Source organism: Pantoea ananatis LMG 2665 (genome assembly GCF_000710035.2).
GTDB lineage: Bacteria > Pseudomonadota > Gammaproteobacteria > Enterobacterales > Enterobacteriaceae > Pantoea > Pantoea ananatis.
This window is the reverse complement of sequence record NZ_JMJJ01000004.1, coordinates 121,727-141,277: the sequence shown is the minus strand read 5'-3', so window position 1 is coordinate 141,277 and position 19,551 is coordinate 121,727. Positions and strand designations below refer to the sequence as shown.

17 protein-coding genes are annotated in these 19,551 nt (G+C 53.5%); 4 read left to right on the top strand and 13 right to left on the bottom strand.

Translation table 11 applies throughout. From position 1 onward, the window contains the following. Window positions 1-32: 32 nt before the first annotated feature. The 4 genes from glnK to EL29_RS02455 all read right to left on the bottom strand — a co-directional run bounded on the left by glnK (window position 33) and on the right by EL29_RS02455 (window position 4,652). Complete coding sequence (gene glnK, locus EL29_RS02470) at window positions 33-371, bottom strand: P-II family nitrogen regulator (protein ID WP_013024898.1); 339 nt, start codon at window positions 369-371, stop codon at window positions 33-35. A 257-nt stretch (window positions 372-628) separates the two neighbouring features. Further along, window positions 629-2,404, bottom strand: coding sequence for a SmdB family multidrug efflux ABC transporter permease/ATP-binding protein (locus EL29_RS02465; protein ID WP_028714889.1), 1,776 nt, complete (start codon window positions 2,402-2,404; stop codon window positions 629-631). Continuing rightward, window positions 2,397-4,166, bottom strand: coding sequence for a SmdA family multidrug ABC transporter permease/ATP-binding protein (locus tag EL29_RS02460; protein ID WP_013024896.1), 1,770 nt, complete (start codon window positions 4,164-4,166; stop codon window positions 2,397-2,399). The genes EL29_RS02465 and EL29_RS02460 overlap by 8 nt, the downstream gene beginning before the upstream one ends. Window positions 4,167-4,190: 24 nt before the next feature. Then, a complete protein-coding gene (locus tag EL29_RS02455; RefSeq protein ID WP_026021085.1) occupies window positions 4,191-4,652 on the bottom strand; it encodes an Lrp/AsnC family transcriptional regulator in 462 nt (153 codons plus the stop codon). A gap of 117 nt (window positions 4,653-4,769) precedes the next feature. Between EL29_RS02455 and EL29_RS02450 the strand changes: the two genes are divergently transcribed. Further along, window positions 4,770-5,804: a PLP-dependent cysteine synthase family protein gene (locus EL29_RS02450; RefSeq protein ID WP_024471201.1), complete on the top strand. Its 1,035-nt coding sequence runs from the start codon at window positions 4,770-4,772 to the stop codon at window positions 5,802-5,804. A 126-nt stretch (window positions 5,805-5,930) separates the two neighbouring features. Continuing rightward, window positions 5,931-6,626: a 7-cyano-7-deazaguanine synthase QueC gene (queC, locus tag EL29_RS02445; protein ID WP_015700834.1), complete on the top strand. Its 696-nt coding sequence runs from the start codon at window positions 5,931-5,933 to the stop codon at window positions 6,624-6,626. 58 nt (window positions 6,627-6,684) lie between these two features. Here queC and EL29_RS02440 read toward each other — a convergent pair whose 3' ends face one another. The 9 genes from EL29_RS02440 to bolA all read right to left on the bottom strand — a co-directional run bounded on the left by EL29_RS02440 (window position 6,685) and on the right by bolA (window position 17,071). Then, entirely contained in the window at window positions 6,685-7,083 is a 399-nt protein-coding gene (locus tag EL29_RS02440) for an acyl-CoA thioesterase (protein ID WP_014606439.1), read from the bottom strand. 98 nt (window positions 7,084-7,181) lie between these two features. Beyond that, window positions 7,182-7,505 (bottom strand): helix-hairpin-helix domain-containing protein, encoded by a 324-nt coding sequence (locus EL29_RS02435; RefSeq protein WP_013024891.1) that lies wholly within the window; start codon window positions 7,503-7,505, stop codon window positions 7,182-7,184. A 139-nt stretch (window positions 7,506-7,644) separates the two neighbouring features. Continuing rightward, window positions 7,645-9,516, bottom strand: coding sequence for a peptidylprolyl isomerase (gene ppiD, locus EL29_RS02430; RefSeq protein WP_015700835.1), 1,872 nt, complete (start codon window positions 9,514-9,516; stop codon window positions 7,645-7,647). A 251-nt stretch (window positions 9,517-9,767) separates the two neighbouring features. Continuing rightward, on the bottom strand, window positions 9,768-10,040 hold the full coding sequence (gene hupB / locus EL29_RS02425; RefSeq protein WP_014606441.1) for a nucleoid-associated protein HU-beta: 273 nt from the start codon (window positions 10,038-10,040) through the stop codon (window positions 9,768-9,770). A 215-nt stretch (window positions 10,041-10,255) separates the two neighbouring features. Beyond that, a complete protein-coding gene (lon, locus tag EL29_RS02420) occupies window positions 10,256-12,610 on the bottom strand; it encodes an endopeptidase La (RefSeq protein WP_013024888.1) in 2,355 nt (784 codons plus the stop codon). Window positions 12,611-12,795: 185 nt separating this feature from the next. After that, complete coding sequence (clpX, locus tag EL29_RS02415) at window positions 12,796-14,067, bottom strand: ATP-dependent protease ATP-binding subunit ClpX (RefSeq protein ID WP_013024887.1); 1,272 nt, start codon at window positions 14,065-14,067, stop codon at window positions 12,796-12,798. Window positions 14,068-14,199: 132 nt separating this feature from the next. Further along, complete coding sequence (gene clpP, locus EL29_RS02410) at window positions 14,200-14,823, bottom strand: ATP-dependent Clp endopeptidase proteolytic subunit ClpP (protein ID WP_006117959.1); 624 nt, start codon at window positions 14,821-14,823, stop codon at window positions 14,200-14,202. 334 nt (window positions 14,824-15,157) lie between these two features. Beyond that, entirely contained in the window at window positions 15,158-16,462 is a 1,305-nt protein-coding gene (gene tig / locus EL29_RS02405; RefSeq protein ID WP_028714888.1) for a trigger factor, read from the bottom strand. Between the two features lie 294 nt (window positions 16,463-16,756). Then, window positions 16,757-17,071 carry a transcriptional regulator BolA gene (bolA, locus tag EL29_RS02400; RefSeq protein ID WP_013024884.1) on the bottom strand — a complete coding sequence of 105 codons (315 nt, stop codon included), beginning with the start codon at window positions 17,069-17,071 and terminating at the stop codon, window positions 16,757-16,759. 263 nt (window positions 17,072-17,334) lie between these two features. Here bolA and EL29_RS02395 point away from each other — a divergent pair, with 263 nt between their 5' ends. Both EL29_RS02395 and ampG read left to right on the top strand, forming a co-directional pair. Further along, the gene (locus EL29_RS02395; RefSeq protein ID WP_014606442.1) at window positions 17,335-17,913 is read left to right on the top strand and encodes a lipoprotein; all 579 of its coding nucleotides are present in this window, start codon (window positions 17,335-17,337) and stop codon (window positions 17,911-17,913) included. A gap of 46 nt (window positions 17,914-17,959) precedes the next feature. Further along, window positions 17,960-19,447, top strand: coding sequence for a muropeptide MFS transporter AmpG (gene ampG / locus EL29_RS02390; RefSeq protein ID WP_013024882.1), 1,488 nt, complete (start codon window positions 17,960-17,962; stop codon window positions 19,445-19,447). Window positions 19,448-19,551: the final 104 nt, after the last annotated feature.

Genomic DNA, 19,551 nt, shown 5'->3' with positions numbered 1-19,551 from the left:
TTTTTCCATCCCATCACATTACTGAGTCTTGTTTACAGTGCGGCTTCGTCGGTTTCGCCGGTACGTATGCGAATCACGCGCTGCAGTTCAGCAACGAAAATCTTGCCGTCGCCAATTTTTCCGGTGTAAGCCGATTTACTGATTACGTCCACCACTTCGTCCAGTTGGTCGTCTGCAATGGCGATATCAATTTTGACCTTGGGCAGAAAGTTCACGCTGTATTCCGCACCACGGTACAGTTCGGCGTGCCCTTTCTGACGTCCAAAACCTTTCACTTCGGAGACGGTCAGTCCCTGAATACCAATGGAGGATAATGCCTCTCGCACATCTTCCAGCTTGAACGGCTTAATTACGACGGTAACCAGCTTCATAGCCTCTCCTTAAGGAATTGAAATAAGTAAGTCTCATGGACACGCAGAGACTTAAGCAAAGGCTGTGCCAGATGTAAGTATTGTGCGAAATCCGTTATCAGGCCGCGACGGAATAAGGCTCAGGAAATGCTGAATATCGGTCTGGGAAAAACTGAGGGATTAATAAACGAAGCGGATGCACTCCTTTGGTGCTGTTACGCTCAAAGGCGTGCATCCTGACGGAACAATGGAGAAAAAGATGCGCAAAAAAGGTGCAATCACCCTGCGCTGACTAACGGTGCTGCCGATTCCAGTTCATCGCCAACCTGTTGCAACTGATACATTTGCCAGTAGCGCCCTTCCTCTGCCAGCAGCTGCTGGTGCGTGCCCTGCTCGACAACATGACCACGGTGCAGCACCAGTATGTTGTCTGCTTCGGTAATGGTGGAAAGACGGTGGGCGATAACCACCAGCGTCGTATGCTGACGCAGGGCGCGCAGCGTGTGCTGGATGGCCTGCTCTGTACCGGAATCGATATTTGCGGTGGCTTCATCAAGGATGAGAATCTGCGGCAGTTGTACCAGTACGCGTGCCAGCGCCAGTAATTGCTTTTGCCCTACCGACAGGTTATTCCCCTGTTCGCCCAGTCGGGTATGAATACCTGCAGGCAATGCCCGGGCCAGCGGCGCCAGCTGTACCTGCTCCAGCGCCGTCCACACGGCTTCTTCGCTAATATCCCGACCCAGCCGCACGTTGGCCAGCAGCGTGTCGGCCAGCACGACCGGATCCTGCTGTACCATCGCGATGCTGCGTCGTAGCGCCTGGTGGGAATATTGCCCCAACGGACGATCGTCCAGACGGACTTCACCGCGCGTCACCGGATAGTAGCCCATTAACAGGTTTGCCAGCGTGCTCTTGCCGCTGCCGGTATGACCGACCAGAGCGACAAAGCCGCGTGAAGGCACATCCAGCGAGATGTTGCTTAGCACGTCCCGATCATCGCGATAGGCAAAGCTCAGGTTATCCAGCGTAATGCGTCCGGACGCCATGGGTCGATCGCTGTCACCATAGTGCTGCTGGGGCGCATCCATCAGTTCAAAAATACGCTCGCCCGCGACAACTGCCTGCTGCAACATCGACTGCTGCGTAGTGAGTTCGATTAAGGGCTCGTTAAGCCGGCCCAGATAGGTGATAAACGCGTACAGCACCCCGACTTCGAAAACGCCGGGCATTGAGAAACTGAATAACAGCAGCAGCCCGCACAGCACCAGCGCCGAAAACAGGCTTAAAAGCGGCCGTAACAGGAAGCCATCGAGCCGCAGGGTTTCCATGCGCGCCAGATAGTGAGAGCGGCTGGCTTCCCCCATGCGTTCGCCAAAACGTGCCTGCTGGCGGAACTGCTGAATCACGCTCATCCCGCTAATCACTTCGTTAAAACCGTTGTTGATATCGGCCAGATAGCTGCGAACGCGACGCGCTATCGGTGTACTGAAGCGCTGATAAATCAGCATGACGATGAGCACCATAGGGAAAATCAACATCGCCACCAGCGCCATGCGCCAGTCCAGGCTGAACATGGCCACCATCATTGCGCCCACCAGCGCGGCGCTGCGCAGGACCGTCGCGACAACGGTCACATACAGATCCCGGACGACTTCCGTGTCGTTGGTAACCCGGGAAATCAACTGACCCACCGGCTGGGTATCAAACGCAGCGAGCGGCTGACGCAGCGCCGCGTTCATGGCATCGGTGCGTAAACGCTGCACCACGCCAATCGCAGCCTGGTTAAACAGTAACGCCTGCCCGTAATGCAGAGCGGCGGCCAGCAGCTGCAGCAGAATAAAACTCACGACCAGTCCTGCCACGATGCCCCAGGGCATTTGATGCTTCGCCACCAGATTATCGATGAAATAACTCACCAGAACCGGGCCGGTGACTTCGGCGGCGGCGGCAATCCAGAGCATCAACACGGCCAGCGACAGCGATTTGCGCCACGGTTTACCGTAGCTCAGCAGGCGTTTAAGTGTTGGCCACATACGTTGTGACTTAGCCATGCGGCACTCCTTTTTCTGTTTCATCATCATCCAGCGCGGCTTCCAGTTGCTGATAGCGATACATATCCCGATACCAGCCCGCCGCGTTCGTCAGGGCAGCGTGGTCGCCTCGCTGCGCCACGGTGCCCTGATGCAGCACCAGAATCTCGCTGGCTTCCGTGAGTGCCGACAGGCGGTGGGCGCTGATGATCAACGTGCGCCCTTTGCCCCACAGGCGCAGATTATGCAAAATTTCGTGTTCTGTGCGTCCGTCCACGGCCGACAGCGCATCGTCCAGAACCAGGATCTCCGCATCAAGCAGCAGGGCACGGGCGATTGAAATACGCTGTTTCTGCCCGCCGGACAGCATGACTCCGCGCTCCCCGACTTCGGTTTCGTAGCCTTGCGGCAGGCGTAAGATATCGTCATGGACGCAGGCCATTTTTGCCGCCTGCTCAATATCCTCCTGACTGGCATCCGGCCTGCCCAGCGCAATGTTATTGGCCACGCTGTCGGAAAACAGAAACGGCGTCTGACTGACGACGGCGAGACGGCTGCGCCAGCTGTCCAGCCGCAGCTGTGGCAGCGGGATGGAATGGTAGCGGATATCCCCCTGCTGAATATCGAAGTGGCGCTGAATCAAACTCAGCAAGGTCGTTTTACCACTGCCGGTCGGGCCGCACAGGCCCAGCATATCGCCCGGCTTGAGTTGAAATTCAACCTGGCTCAGTATCGCACCTGAACTGGCGGGATAGCTGAATTCGCGAATCGAGACCTGTAACGTTCCGGCCCTGTCAGGCAAGGTTTTATCACCGTCCTCAACGACCGGTGCCTCAGAAAGCAGCGCGCGAATTCGGCTCCAGGCAGCACTGCCACGCTCAACAATGTTAAACATCCATGCCAGCGCCAGCATCGGCCAGATCATCAATCCCAGGTACATGACAAAGCTGGTGAGCTGCCCCAGCGTCATTTGATCATGCCACACCAGCCAGCTTCCGCCGCCAATCGCCAGCAGGTTGGCAAAGCCAATCGCGATATAAATGGTGGGATCAAAACGCGCATCCACTCGCGCAACGCGCAGGTTTTTCTCTCCGGTATCACGTGCAATATCGGCGAACTGCGCCGACTGATGTTGCTCCAGCCCAAATGCCTTAATCATTCGGATGCTGGTAAGGCTCTCTTGCGTCTGATCGTTCAGGCTGGAAAAGGCCGCCTGCGCCAGTTTGAAACGGTTATGCAGCTGCTCGCCATAGCGGTGAATGACCAACGCCATGAATGGCATCGGTATTAGCGATATCAGCGTCAGCTGCCAGCTGATTTGTGTACTCATGGCAATTAACACAACGCATCCCATGACCAGAGAATCCACCAGCGTCAGCACGCCTTCACCGGCAGCAAAAACCACCCGATCGACGTCGTTGGTGGCGCGGGCAATGAGATCGCCGGTTCGGTGACGCAGGTAAAACGCCGGCTGCTGACGACTGAGCTGACGATAAAAATCCTCTCGCAGCTCAACGGCCAGTTGGTAGGATGCGCCAAACAGCAGCACGCGCCAGACATAGCGCAGCAGATAAACCACCACGGCGGTCAGCAGCATAATGCCAATCCACATCAGGATGCGCCGGGCATCCATGTTTTGGTGGGTCACGCCGTCCACAATCACCCCGACAATCCACGGCGGCAGCAACTGCAGAACGGCAATAACGATCAGTAAGGTGACGGCGCCCAGATAACGCCGCCACTCACGGATAAAATACCAACTTAACTGGCTGAATAATCGCACAAGGCTGCTCTCAATCTCAGATACTCAGGGGCCAACAGGCAGGGCTGTCGTGTATTTAATCTCTTCCATCGCGAAGCTGGAGGTCACATCGATCAGGCCTGTTACACCATTAACTAAACGCTTATAAAAGGCATCATAACTTTTCATGTCGGCAACCTGAATACGCAGTAAATAATCGTACTCACCGGCCATACGGTAAAAGCCCATCACTTCCGGCATGCTCTGCACCACCGAGACGAACTCCTGATACCAGGCTTTGCTGTGCTGGGTGGTTTTGACAAACATAAAGGCCGTGAGACAGAGGCCAAGCTTTTCATTATCCAGCAGAGCGACCCGTCCGCGAATAATGCCGTCTTCTTCCAGCTTTTTAAGGCGCTTCCAACAGGGCGTCGTGGTGAGATTAACCGCATCTGCCAGTACCTGGAGTGAAGTGGTGCAGTCCTGCTGCAGCATAGCCAACAGTTTAAGGTCAATTTTATCTGGCATACGGCCCTCCGGTAGAAATATTTTCTCCATTACCGCCATTTTAACGCAAAACCAGCAAGCTCTTTTTCCTACACGTGCCTTAAAATAATGACTTTCATCCGACCGGAAATGAACGCCATGTCAACATGCTGGGTACGCCACGCGATTAACGAAATTAACGCTGATTTTCAACGCTCAGCGGACACACACTTAATTCGCTTCAGTTTGCCGGATTTTCCGGGCATCAGGTTCTATCTCAAAGATGAAAGCACGCATCCCAGCGGAAGTCTGAAACATCGTCTGGCGCGCTCTCTGTTTCTGTACGCGTTGGCCAACGGTTGGATTAAACAAGATACGCCGGTTATTGAGGCATCTTCGGGCAGTACGGCCGTGTCTGAAGCCTATTTTGCCCGCCTGCTGGGCTTGCCTTTTATTGCCGTCATGCCCGCCAGCACCGCGAAGCGTAAAATTGAGCAGATCACCTTTTACGGCGGTCAGTGTCACTTTGTCAGCGATCCCTGTCAGCTCTATGCAGAATCCGAGCGCCTCGCTCGGGAACTGAACGGCCATTTTATGGATCAGTTTACCTACGCGGAACGGGCCACCGACTGGCGCGGCAACAACAACATTGCTGAAAGCATCTTCCGTCAGATGGCAAACGAACCCTTTCCCGTTCCTCACACCCTGATTATGAGTGCCGGCACTGGCGGTACCTCGGCCACGCTGGGACGCTATATTCGCTATCAGGGATGCGATACGCGATTACTGGTCGTTGATCCGCAGCATTCCGTTTTTTATGACTACTGGCACAACCGTGACGCCACCCTGACCAGCAATCGTGGCAGCATGATTGAAGGCATTGGTCGTCCACGCGTCGAGCCTTCCTTTATGCCCGATGTGATTGACGAAATGCTTCGCGTACCGGATGGCGCATCAATTGCCGCCATGCTGAAGCTGGAAACGCTGCTGGGACGCAAACCGGGCCCGTCTACCGGCACCAACTTCTGGGGCATGATGCAGGTGGCAAAACGCTTACGCGATAACCACGAGCAGGGCTCGCTGGTGACACTGCTGTGCGACAGCGGAGAACGTTATCCTGATACTTACTATCAACCTGAGTGGGTTGCCGAGCACATTGGCGATATTACGCCCTGGCAGCGCGAACTGGGCTAGTGCGCTATCAGACCTTGACTAACGGGGTTAAGAAGCGCCAGATCGGGCCAGTTATTGCCCCTGCAGCTGTTCAGCCGCGCGTTCAGGTATTACCATAAGCACCAATTTTTATTATTGGGACGTGCCATGAAACGCGCCGTTGTCGTATTTAGCGGTGGACAAGACTCCACCACCTGCCTGGTTCAGGCCCTACAGCATTACGATGAAGTGCACTGTGTGACCTTCGACTATGGTCAACGTCATCGTGAAGAGATTGACGTGGCCCGGGACCTTTCCTTAAAACTAGGCGCCCGAGCGCACAAGGTACTCGATGTGACCATGCTGAATGAACTGGCCGTCAGCAGCCTGACGCGAGACAGCATTCCGGTTCCCGCTTATGATCCCAAGGCTAGCGGCCTGCCGAGCACTTTTGTACCGGGCCGCAATATTCTGTTTCTGACCCTGGCCTCGGTTTACGCGTATCAGGTTGAAGCGGAAGCCGTCATCACCGGCGTTTGCGAAACCGACTTCTCCGGTTATCCCGACTGTCGCGACGAGTTCGTCAAAGCGCTTAACCACGCGATCGGCCTTGGCATGGCGCGCGATGTTCGTTTTGAAACCCCGTTGATGTGGCTTAATAAAGCCGAAACCTGGGCGCTGGCCGATTACTGGCAGCAGCTTACGTTGATCCGCGAAGAGACGCTCACCTGTTATAACGGCATCAAAGGTGACGGCTGTGGCGAATGTGCCGCCTGTCATCTGCGCTCAAACGGCCTGAATGCTTATCTGCAGGATCGCCCCGGTATTATGGCAGCCATGAAGGCAAAAACCGGTTTGCCATAACCTCGGGCGCGGCGGCGACAGATAGCCGCCGCCTTGATGACATGAGTTAAGACATCAGTTAAGACATCAGTCTTTCCAGTCGCTGCCGCAGTTCGCCTTCCAGCGGGACGGCTTTCTGGGAACGCAGGTCGATGCACACGAAGGTCAGTGCCGCATCTGCAACAACGGTCTCACCACCCGCTAAAAGAACCCGCTGAGAAATGATGCCGCTTTTTCCATTAAGCTGCGTGATGTCGCTGCTGATCTCCAGTACATCGCCCAGCACCGCCGGGCGACGATAATTGATGTTGATGTTGACCACCACAAAGGCCAGTTTCTGCTCAAGCAACCAATTAAAGGCGTCCGCTTCTTCCAGCCATTGCCAGCGCGCTTCTTCTAAAAACTCCAGATAACGAGCATTGTTAACATGCTGATAGACATCCAGATGATAGCCGCGCACTTTTATCGTGGTCTGCATTCCTGTTCTCCTGCTGCTATAGATTAACTGGTTGGACCTGTTCACTTTAGCAGAGTCCGCCCGTAACAGCAGGTTAAGCATCAGAGTTGCGCATCACTTCACAATTTCAGACGCGACAGGTTTCTTTCAACCAGGGCATTGCCAAAGCCGGGCACCTCTTTCAGCTGATCGATAGCCGTAAACGGCCCGTACTCTTCACGATAGCTGACGATAGACTGCGCCTTCTTGAGGCCCACCCCGTTCATCGCCTTTGATAGCTGCTCTGCCGTCGCGTCGTTGATGCTGACCAGCTCCTGCTGCGGCATGGAAACCTGCGCGGCCTGGGTTTCACTTGGGGTTTCTGCCGCTGAAAGAGGCATTTGATACAGCGCGCCACACAGGGCGAGGGAAAGATAAAAGGCGTGTAAGTTGGGTTTAGCCATGCTGTGTTTCTCCTTGTGTTAAACAGCAGGCTCAGGTTGTCATGACAATAACCTGCCCTCAAACGGCAAAGGTTAAAAATGGAAAAGGCCGCATAAGCGGCCTTGGGTTGTTTCAGTCATTATCTGAAATTTGCGAGGATCACTGCATCTGCTGGGCAGCGGCACCGTATTTGATTTTGGCCTCTTTACGCAGATTTTGCAGCAATGCTTCAAAGGCAAGCTGCGCGTTGTTCTGCGTGACGCCTTTGACCATTTCATTAATCTGCGCCTGTGGCATCGTACCGGTGCTGACCTTATCCACCGCCACCAGAACCACATTGCCCTGCATATCTTCGCTGACGCCCCAGGAGGGTTTGTTATCCTCAGGCTGTGGCAGGTTAAAGGCAGCCTGTGCCACCGGATCCTGCGTATTTCGATCAACCGTTTTACTGGCGCTCAGGGTCAGGCCTGCCGCTTTAAGCACATCTTGTTTTCCGGCTTTGAGGTCGGCTAACAGTTTATCGGCCTGGGCTTTAGCCTGCTGCGTCGCTTTGTCGTGTTTCAACGTGTCGATAATCTGTGCTTTAACCTTCTCCAGCGGTTCAACCGCTTCAGGTTTGTGCTCACTGATACGCAACACGAAGGCACGATCGCCATCCACACTGATGATGTCAGAGTTATTGCCTGGCGCGCCATTTTGTCCAACAAGCCCGCCGTTGAAAATTGCCTGTTTCACCGCGTCAAAATCGAGATCTTTCGGCACGTCGTCACGGCTAAACCAGCCCGTTTCTGTGGCTTTCATGCCCGACGCCTGCTCCGCGCCCGCAAGAGACTCATTATCATTGCTGGCCGCTTCACTCACCTTCTGCTGCAGCTTATAGAAGGCATCCACTGCTTTTTCCTGCTTGACCTCATCCGCCACCTCACTACGCACGTCGGCCAGCGGCTTGACCTGCTCAGGGATAATATCGTCGAGGCGCGCGATCAGGAAGCCAACGGAAGACTTGATCACGCCTGACAGCTGGCCTTTCTCTTTCAGTCCGGCATTTTTCAGCTCATCCGGCGTGGTAGAAGGTTCCAGCCAGCCCATATCGCCGCCTTTGCGGGCAGAAATCGGGTCAATGGATTTGGTTTTCGCCAGTTCGGCAAAATCAGCACCGCTTTTCAGCTGAGCCAGAATGGCGTTGGCATCGGCTTCCGTTTTGGTCTGAATGACGCTGTAGCGATCGCGCTGTGGCTGGGTGTAATCCGCTTTATGCTGATCGTACCAGGCCTGAATATCCGCATCGCTGGCGTTTTCCTGCATGCCTGCCGCATCCAGTTTGATATAGCTGACCCGGAACTGTTCAGGCGCCATAAAGCTGTTTTTATGCTGCTGATAATACTGGTTGATCTCGTCATCGTTGACGGTCTGCTTCGCCGCAAGTGCATTCACGTCCAGGGTTGCGGTCTGAATATCGCGCTTCTGCGCCACCAAATCCACCAGCTTGCTGGTTTCATTTTTCAGCATAAAGTCGGTGTTGGCGATGGCGTTGATGAGCTGCTGTGTCGCCAGCTGCTTGCGCAGCGCTTCCGCATACTGGTCGGCAGTAAAGCCCATGTTGCCGATCATCGCGTTATATTTGGCGTTATCAAACTTACCGTTCGTCTGGAAAGCAGCCTGATTGAAAATCGCCTGCTTAACCTGATCGTCACTGATGGCAATGTGCAGATCTTTGATGTAGCTGTCCAGTAAGGCCTGATCGATCAGCTGCGACAGCGCCTGCTGGCGCATCTGCTGCATGTAACCATCGTTACCTGCAAGCTGCGAGAACTGGTCGCCCAGCATCTGCTGCTGGCGGTTACGTTCGCTGTTAAATGCCTGATCTAACTGCGCCCGGCTGATCTCCTGACCGTTCACTTTGGCCGCATAATCATTGTTGCCGCCAATCAGATAGTTGCCAACGCCGGTCAGCACAAAGGAGAGAATGATCAACCCCAAAATAATCTTGAGCACGACATGGTTCGACGCCGCGCGTAAATTGTCCATCATGGTATGACAACACTCCGCTGTAGTGTGAATGTAAAGCCCTGTCGCAATAACGCCCTCTTCCCGGCGCATTACTCAGCTGCAAATCTTGCTGGCAGCAATAATCCTGTTGAGACAAGCCTTGCGACCTTTACTGCCTCTCTGGATATAAAAAAAGGCACATCTTATCTGATGTGCCCGTATGTTACATGAGAACGCGTTAACCGTCCTCTAATCCACTCAAGAAAATGTGTTAATGAGTGGTGGCGTTGTCATTAGTTGACAGCGTCTTTCAGTGCTTTACCTGCACGGAAACCCGGTACTTTACCTGCCGGGATAGTGATCTCTTTACCGGTTTGTGGGTTACGGCCTGTGCGCGCTGCGCGCTCACGTACTGAGAAAGTGCCGAATCCCACCAGCGCCACTTCATCTCCGCCTTTCAGCGCATCAGAAACAGAGCCCATAAATGCATCTAACACACGTCCTGCTGCTGCTTTAGAAATATCGGCATCGGCAGCAATTTTATCGATCAGTTGTGACTTATTCACTCTATTCATCCCCTCTTTATTATTTCACATCGTACCCACGCTTCCTGTCGGGTACGAACGCGCAGCAAGTTATATCAAGCCTTATAAGCTGAAACAACGGTAATCCTCTTATAACGATGGTTCAGCAGCCACCTAAATTAGCGGCACAAAAAAAAGCTGGCAAGCACCAATTGGTGTTGCCAGCTCTGCTTTTTAACGGTTTATGCCATTAATCACTATTTTGCGGTAGCGACCTGCATGCCGTAAGGCGCGTTTTCCAGTGCAAGGTTCAATACTTCTTCGATGCGCTTAACCGGATGGATTTCCAGATCGGCAATCACGTTCTGTGGAATTTCTTCCAGATCGCGCTTGTTCTCGTCCGGAATCAGGACCACTTTAATGCCACCACGGTGCGCTGCCAGCAGCTTCTCTTTCAGTCCACCAATCGGCAGCACCTGACCACGCAGCGTGATCTCGCCGGTCATCGCCACATTTGACCGCACCGGGTTACCCGTCAGACAGGACACCAGCGCCGTACACATCGCAATACCGGCACTCGGGCCATCCTTCGGTGTTGCCCCTTCTGGTACGTGCACGTGGATATCACGTTTTTCGTAAAAGTCACCGTTGATACCCAGTTTCTCTGCACGTGCGCGCACGACGGTCAGGGCGGCCTGAATCGACTCCTGCATCACTTCACCCAGTGAACCGGTATAGGTCAGTTTCCCTTTACCCGGTACACAGGCGGTTTCGATTGTCAGCAAATCCCCGCCCACTTCTGTCCAGGCAAGACCGGTTACCTGGCCTACACGGTTTTCGCTGTCCGCACGACCATAGTCAAAACGCTGAACGCCAAGGAAATCCTTGAGGTTCTCACCATTGATGGTGATGTGCTTTTTGGTTTTATCCATCAGCAGCGTCTTCACGGCTTTACGGCACAGTTTGGACAGTTCACGTTCCAGGCTACGTACGCCGGCTTCACGCGTGTAATAACGAATGATGCCCACAATCGCGCTGTCTTCAACGCTGATCTCAGCGGCTTTCAAGGCATTGCGCTCAATCTGCTTCGGCAGCAAATGCTGTTTCGCGATGTTGAGCTTTTCGTCTTCGGTATAACCCGAGAGGCGAATCACCTCCATACGATCCAGCAGCGGTGCCGGAATATTCATGGAGTTTGACGTTGCCACGAACATCACATCGGAGAGATCGTAATCCACTTCCAGATAGTGGTCGTTAAACGCGATATTCTGTTCCGGATCCAGCACTTCCAGCAGTGCGGATGCCGGATCGCCGCGCATATCCGAGGACATTTTGTCGATTTCATCCAACAGGAACAGCGGGTTTTTTACCCCCACTTTCGCCATTTTCTGGATTAACTTGCCCGGCATTGAGCCAATATAGGTGCGGCGGTGACCACGGATTTCCGCTTCATCGCGCACGCCGCCCAACGCCATACGAACGTATTTACGGCCAGTCGCTTTTGCGATGGACTGCCCCAGCGAGGTTTTACCCACGCCCGGCGGTCCGACCAGGCAAAGAATCGGCCCTTTGATTTTGCTGACGCGACTTTGCACCGCAAGGTACTCAAGGATACGGTCTTTCACGCGTTCCAGACCATAGTGGTCCGTGTCCAGCGTTTCCTGGGCTTTGCGCAGGTCTTTCTTCACTTTGCTGCGCGCGTTCCAAGGAACCTGCACCATCCAGTCGATGTAGCCGCGCACCACTGTTGCCTCTGCAGACATAGGCGACATCATTTTCAGCTTCTGCAGTTCGGCTTCGGCTTTTTCACGCGCTTCCTGCGGCATTTTAGCCGCATCGATTTTGCGTTTTAACGCTTCGTACTCGTCAGGCGTATCATCCATCTCGCCTAACTCTTTCTGAATGGCCTTCATCTGCTCATTCAGGTAGTACTCACGCTGGCTCTTTTCCATCTGCTTTTTCACGCGGTTGCGTATGCGTTTTTCAACCTGCAGCAGATCGATCTCAGACTCCATCATCGCCATTAGATATTCCAGACGCTCGTTAACGTCTGACATCTCCAGCACGGACTGTTTGTCTGCGAGTTTCAGTGGCATATGCGCCGCAACCGTATCCGCCAGGCGCGCCGCATCGTCAATATTGTTCAGGGAGGTTAAGACCTCAGGCGGGATCTTTTTATTCAGCTTGATGTAACCTTCAAACTGATTGATCGCCGTGCGCACCAGCACTTCCTGCTCACGCTCTTCGATCTCTGGTGAAACCAGATATTCAGCCTGGGCTACAAAGTGATCGCCGTTGTCGGCAAGCGTCGTGATGTTGGCACGCTGCAAGCCCTCAACCAGCACTTTCACCGTACCGTCTGGCAGTTTTAGCATCTGCAAAACGGAGGCGATGGTACCCACTGAAAAAAGATCGTTTATGCCAGGTTCATCCGTTGAAGCCTCTTTCTGTGCGACCAGCATGATCTTTTTATCATGATCCATTGCGGCTTCGAGGCACCGAATTGATTTTTCCCGGCCAACAAACAACGGAATTACCATGTGCGGATAAACTACCACGTCGCGCAAAGGCAAGACGGGGATTTCAATGCGTTCAGAACGCTCAGGATTCATAGAGCTCTCTCTTAGTTTCGTGTCCGCCAGGTGATGGGTACCGCACAGGCAGGTATGCGGTTAAACCCACAGGTGTCTGAGTATATGGGGATGATTGTCAGACATTCAATGTCACAACGGTGAGAAATGCAAAAGGGGAAAGATTTTCCCCTTTATAGATGGCACAATGTGGACGATTTGTTTACTTATTCGCCAGAAGCCTGAGCTTCATGCTTGCCATAAATCAGCATGGGTTCGGACTGTCCCTCAATGACTGACTCATCAATCACGACTTTCTCGACGTCGTCCATCGAAGGCAGATCGTACATCGTTTCCAGCAGTGCACCTTCCACGATAGAACGCAGACCGCGCGCGCCGGTTTTACGTGACATCGCCTTTTTCGCAATCGCCGTCAGGGCTTCATCACGGAATTCCAGATCAACGCCTTCCAGGTTAAACAACGCCTGGTACTGCTTGGTAAGCGCATTTTTTGGCTCGCGCAGAATCTGAATCAGCGCCTCTTCACTCAGCTCATTAAGCGTCGCGACGACAGGAAGACGGCCAATGAATTCCGGGATCAGACCAAACTTGATCAAATCTTCCGGCTCACACTGTGACAGCAGCTCGCCTTCCGTTGCTTTCTGCGATTTGCCTTTCACGGTGGCGCCAAAGCCAATGCCTGACCCGGTTTCAACGCGTTGTGAGATAACCTTATCCAGCCCGGCAAACGCACCGCCACAGATAAACAGAATTTTCGAGGTATCAACCTGCAAAAATTCCTGCTGCGGGTGCTTACGGCCGCCCTGCGGAGGAACCGCAGCCACCGTACCTTCAATCAGTTTCAACAACGCCTGCTGCACACCCTCACCTGAGACGTCACGGGTGATTGATGGGTTGTCTGACTTACGTGAAATTTTGTCAATTTCATCGATGTAGACAATACCACGCTGCGCTTTTTGCACATCGTAGTCACATTTTTGCAGCAGTTTCTGAATGATGTTTTCAACGTCTTCCCCCACATAACCGGCTTCGGTCAGGGTGGTGGCGTCCGCCATGGTGAAAGGCACATCCAGTAAACGGGCAAGGGTTTCTGCCAGCAGCGTTTTACCGCTCCCGGTAGGACCAATGAGCAGGATATTACTTTTACCCAGCTCGATACCGTTGCTGGTATCACCGTTGCGTAAACGTTTGTAGTGGTTATACACCGCCACGGCCAGCACTTTCTTGGCCCTTTCCTGACCAATAACGTAATCGTCGAGGTGATGGCGGATCTCATGCGGCGTAGGCAGGGCGCTACGTTCGCGATGCGGGGCAACCTCTTTTATCTCTTCGCGAATAATGTCGTTACACAGATCAACGCACTCATCGCAGATATACACTGACGGCCCGGCAATCAGCTTACGCACTTCATGCTGGCTTTTGCCGCAAAAAGAGCAGTACAGCAACTTTCCTGAACCGTCTTTGCGCTTATCTGTCATCAGTTAACCTCTTCTTATTCTCAGGCCGTACCAGAAGTACAGCACTGGCCGTGGGTACACGGCCGATGTTCATTCAACCCATTATCACCTTGTCCTGTTAACTATAGACCAGAGACAAGGCGAAGTTAGGGCTTATTGGCGATGCGTCAGGATGGAATCGACCAATCCATACTCTACCGCTTCGCTGGCGGAGAGGAAACGGTCACGCTCGGTGTCACGCTCAATTTCTTCCAGTGACTTGCCGGTGTGCTCCGCCATCAGTTCGTTCATGCGCTGCTTCACCTTCAGGATTTCGCGCGCGTGGATCTCAATGTCAGTTGCCTGTCCCTGATAGCCACCCAGCGGTTGGTGAATCATCACGCGTGAGTTTGGCAGGCAGAAACGCTTGCCCTTCGTCCCGGCAGTCAACAGGAAAGCCCCCATTGAACAGGCCTGGCCCATACAAATGGTACTGACGTCCGGCTTGATAAACTTCATGGTGTCATAAATTGACATCCCGGCAGTAATCACGCCACCCGGTGAGTTGATATAAAGGTAAATATCTTTTTCCGGATTCTCTGCTTCCAGAAACAGCATCTGGGCCACAATCAGGTTAGCCATGTGATCTTCCACCTGACCGGTAAGGAAGATTACGCGTTCTTTAAGCAGACGGGAATAGATGTCGTATGAACGCTCGCCGCGCGAGGTTTGCTCGACCACCATTGGCACCAACGCATTGTGCGGTGCAGTAAACTCACGATCGCCACTGTATGACATTACCGTCTCCTGGATAAATTTCGTTGGCAACATTCTGTACCGATTTTACGTAAGACGAGCGACAAAAACTATGCTCTGCCTCTTACCGACAACTTCAGGACGGTTAATCAGTCAGCCGAACTGTTTTTGCATACTCCCTGTATCTTGGGATGCTGCTCAGTTGTTTCAAGCATAACAACCTTTTCATCAATCGCTAACCAGGAAAAAGCGATGCGTGAACAATTTGCCTAAAAATTAGCCAAATAGCGACAAACCGACTGGCAGCAAGCGTAATACAGAAAAAAGCCCGCGACTTTTCAGGCGCGGGCTTTAGCACAACCGGTTAAAAAGATGATTAGGCCTGAGCGGTCTGATTCATCAGTTCCTGGAAGTTAGTTTCTTTCTCAGAAACCTTCGCTTTCGCCAGCACGGCTTCAACAGCCTGCTCTTCCAGCGCAACGTTGCGCATATTGTTCATCAGCTCGTTATTCTTGCTGTAGAACTCGATCACTTCCTGCGGATCTTCGTAGGCAGAAGCCATCTCTTCGATCAGCACTTTCACGCGGTCTTCGTCAGCTTTCAGCTCATGGGTGCGGATCACTTCGCCCAGCAGCAGACCGACAACAACACGACGTTTTGCCTGCTCTTCGAACAGCTCACGTGGCAGTTCCAGCGCCTGCTTCTCGTCACCACCAAAGCGCTGTGCAGCCTGACGACGCAGAACGTCGATTTCGCTGTCGATCAGCGCAGCTGGCACGTCAATTGGGTTTGCGTCAACCAGACCGTCGATAGCCTGGGTTTTCACGCGGTTACGAATAGCGCCTTTCAGCTCACGTTCCATGTTCTTACGCACTTCGGCACGCAGACCGTCAACTGAACCCTCTTCCACGCCGAAACGTTTAATGAATTCTTCAGTCAGTTCTGGCAGTTCACGCGTTTCAACTTTCTTCAACACGATCTCGAACTTCGCGTCTTTCCCTTTCAGGTTTTCCGCATGGTAGTCATCAGGGAATTTCACGTCGATAATGAAGGTTTCGCCTGCTTTATGACCGACAACGCCCTCTTCAAAACCTGGGATCATGCGGCCCTGGCCCATCGCCAGAACGAAATCAGAGGCTTTGCCGCCTTCGAATTCTTCACCGTCAACAGAACCAGTGAAATCGATAGTCGCGCGGTCTTCTGCGCCGGCTGCTGCATCGGTTTCAATCCAGTTAGCCTGCTGCTTACGCAGGGTTTCCAGCATGGTATCCACATCCGCGTCAGTCACCTGAACCTGTGGCTTCTCGACTTCGATGTTTTCCAGGCCTTTCAGCTCAACTTCTGGATACACTTCGAATTCTACCGCATAGGTAAAGTCCTGACCTTCGGTGTATTCGCCTGGCACGTAGTTCGGTGCGCCAGCCGGATTAATTTTCTCTTTAATGATGGCGTCAACAAAGTTACGCGTCATCAGATCGCCCAGCACGTCCTGGCGCACAGAAGCACCATAGCGCTGTGCCACGATGTTCATTGGCACTTTGCCTTTACGGAAACCATCGATACGGACTTTCTTCGCCACATCCACCAGTTCTTTTTTAACGGCGCTCTCGATGCTGTCAGAAGCGACAGTAATCGTAATGCGACGGCCCAGGCCCTGAGTGGTTTCTACAGAAACTTGCATCTTGTTACCTCAAAAAATCACGTGCTCGGTCAACTTCAGACACCACACATTGGTTAATGCGCCGTATCCAACAACCGGGACGGCTTCCGTGAAGAGAACCTGATCCCTGTTACCAGAAGCGTCCCGAAGACATTCCGGAAAAATAGACGCAGCATTATAGCGGCATCGCTGAGATGAGTCGAGGATGCTAAGTCACCACTTTTCAGGGAGTTTGCTGTTTTTTTGAGCCACAGATCGCGTTTAGCCACCCTTAAACGCAAAAAACGGCCCGAAGGCCGTTTAAAACGCGGGCAATCAGGCTAGCGTTCCGGCGCCCCGACAGTGAGGTGAGGCCAGTACCGTATCCTGCAATCCTTCCCACTCTTTCAAGGTGTAAGTGTGCAACGCAAGGGCATGGACGCTTCCCGCCAGCTCCGCGCTGAGTTCGCTGTAAATTGCGCGATGGCGCGCCAGGAAACGCTGGCCGGTAAAACGGTCACTGACGATCACGACTTTAAAGTGACTTTCCGAACCGGCAGGCACGTTGTGTCGGTAGCTTTCATCGTGGACCTCCAGATGAGCCGGCTCAAAAGCCAGGCGCAGCTTCTCTTCTATCTGTTCTCGAATCATGGTTTTACCCTCAATGGCGAGCGCTGTGCCCCATCTGTTTAAATATTAGTTGGTTTTCGGCCACTCTACGCGGTGAAGCGCCGAATATTATCATTCCGCTGGCCGTATCGCGCGCCTTATCAGCCTGCTGTTTATGCCAGAAAGCGGGGGCGAAAAGCCGCAGCGCTCACTTTACCTCTTGCAGGGGGCTTTAATCACTGCACCGCTTTGCTATGATGACCGCAGTTTTTGCACACCAACCCATGACACTAACGAGAAAGCGTATGTTGAAAAAACTGTTATTCCCACTGCTGGCTGCCTTTATTCTGGCCGGCTGTGCTTCCAGCAACAACACACTGACAATCCAACCCAAGATTCAGCTGCCGCAGCGCGATCCCAGCCTGATGGGAATCACCGTCAGCATTAACGGCGCAGACCAGCGCCGCGATCAGGCGCTGGCAAAAGTGAACCGTGATGGCCAACTGGTCAGTCTGACCCCTTCACGCGACCTGCGTTTCTTACTGCAGGAAGTGCTGGAAAAACAGATGACCGCACGCGGCTATATGGTAGGGCCTAATGGCGCAGTGGATCTGCAAATCATTGTTAATAATCTGTATGCCGACGTCACCCAGGGCGACGTACGTTACAGCATTACGACCAAGGCGGACATTTCTATTATTGCTACCGCGAAAAACGGCAATAAGCAGATCAAAAACTACCGTCAGACCTACAGCGTAGAAGGTGCATTCAGCGCAAGTAACCAGAAAATCACCAATGCGGTTAACTCAACGCTGAGCGACGTGATTGCGGATATGGCGCAGGACACCAGCGTCAACGAATTTATCAAGCAGAACGCCCGCTAATTTTGTCCCCTGCCCGGCATGACGCCGGGCCCTTCTCAAGGTCAGTATGAATCACTACTTCCGCGTCTTCCGTCAAAAAAATGCCGCTGTTTTACTCCTGCTGGGATTTGCATCCGGATTGCCACTGGCATTAACGGGTGGAACGTTACAGGCGTGGATGACTGTGGATAATATCGATCTGAAAACCATTGGTTTCTTTTCGCTGGTTGGCCAGGCCTACGTATTTAAGTTTCTCTGGTCACCCATGATGGATCGCTACACGCCACCTTTTCTTGGTCGCCGCAAAGGATGGTTGCTGATCACCCAACTGGCGCTAGTGGCCAGCATCATCACGATGGGGTTCATGCAGCCCAGCCGGGATTTGACCCTGATGGCGGCGCTGGCGGTGTTAATCGCGTTCTGTTCTGCGTCACAGGATATTGTATTTGATGCGTGGAAGACGGACGTGTTGCCGCCGGAAGAGCGCGGAAGCGGCGCGGCCATTACGGTTCTCGGTTATCGGCTGGCCATGCTGATATCGGGAGGTCTGGCGTTATGGCTGGCCGATCGCTACCTCGGCTGGCGAGCCACTTACTGGCTGATGGCGCTGCTACTGGTGCCCTGCATCGTAGCAACGTTTATGGCTGACGAGCCGGATGACCGCCAGTCCGCGCCCCGCTCATTACGTCAGGCGGTGGTTGATCCGCTGCGGGACTTTTTTAACCGCAACAACGCCTGGCTGCTGATTACCCTGATCATTCTTTACAAGCTGGGCGATGCGTTTGCCGCCTCGCTCACCACCACGTTTTTAATCCGTGGCGTGGGCTTCAATCCGGGCGATGTTGGCCTGGTGAATAAGACGCTTGGCCTGCTGGCCACCATTATCGGGGCGCTCTATGGTGGCGTGCTGATGCAGCGCCTGAGCCTGTTTCGCGCCCTGATGATTTTTGGCCTGTTACAGGCGGTGTCCAATTTTGGCTACTGGCTGCTGGCCGTCACCGACAAACATCTGTGGAGCATGGCGAGCGCGGTGTTTATCGAAAACCTGTGTGGCGGGATGGGCACGGCGGCTTTCGTCGCGCTTTTGATGACGCTGTGTAATAAATCCTTTTCCGCCACGCAGTTCGCGCTGCTGTCCGCGTTGTCAGCGGTCGGCCGCGTTTACGTCGGCCCTGTGGCGGGTTTTTTAGTGGAATGGTGGGGCTGGCCAACCTTTTATGCCTTTACCGTACTGGCTGGCCTACCCGGCCTGGCGCTGTTAGCATTTTGTCGCAGCACGCTGGATTTCACACAAAAAACCGGGCAGTTTTTGCCGCGTACCCGCTTTGCATCGGGCTACCGCTGGACAAACCGCCTGTTTGCTGGCGGCTGTGGATTGCTGGCTTTATGGCTGCTTGCGCTGGCGCTGGACGCCGCGGGCCTGACTCGCCTGTCGGCCGTCCTGATTCCCTTGTTTGAGGCTGGTATGACGCTGGCGCTTTGTGGTGTACTATTCGGTGTGGTGCTGGATTATCGTGCGCTGCAGAAAGCAGAGGACTCCGCCGTTATCCGATAACGGCTCGTGATTTCGCCGCAATTTCGTACAGTCGATTAAGCGCGCCTAATTTGTCTTTGCGTGTCAATTTACAAAAAATTATTTCACTCACCGGGGGGAATACC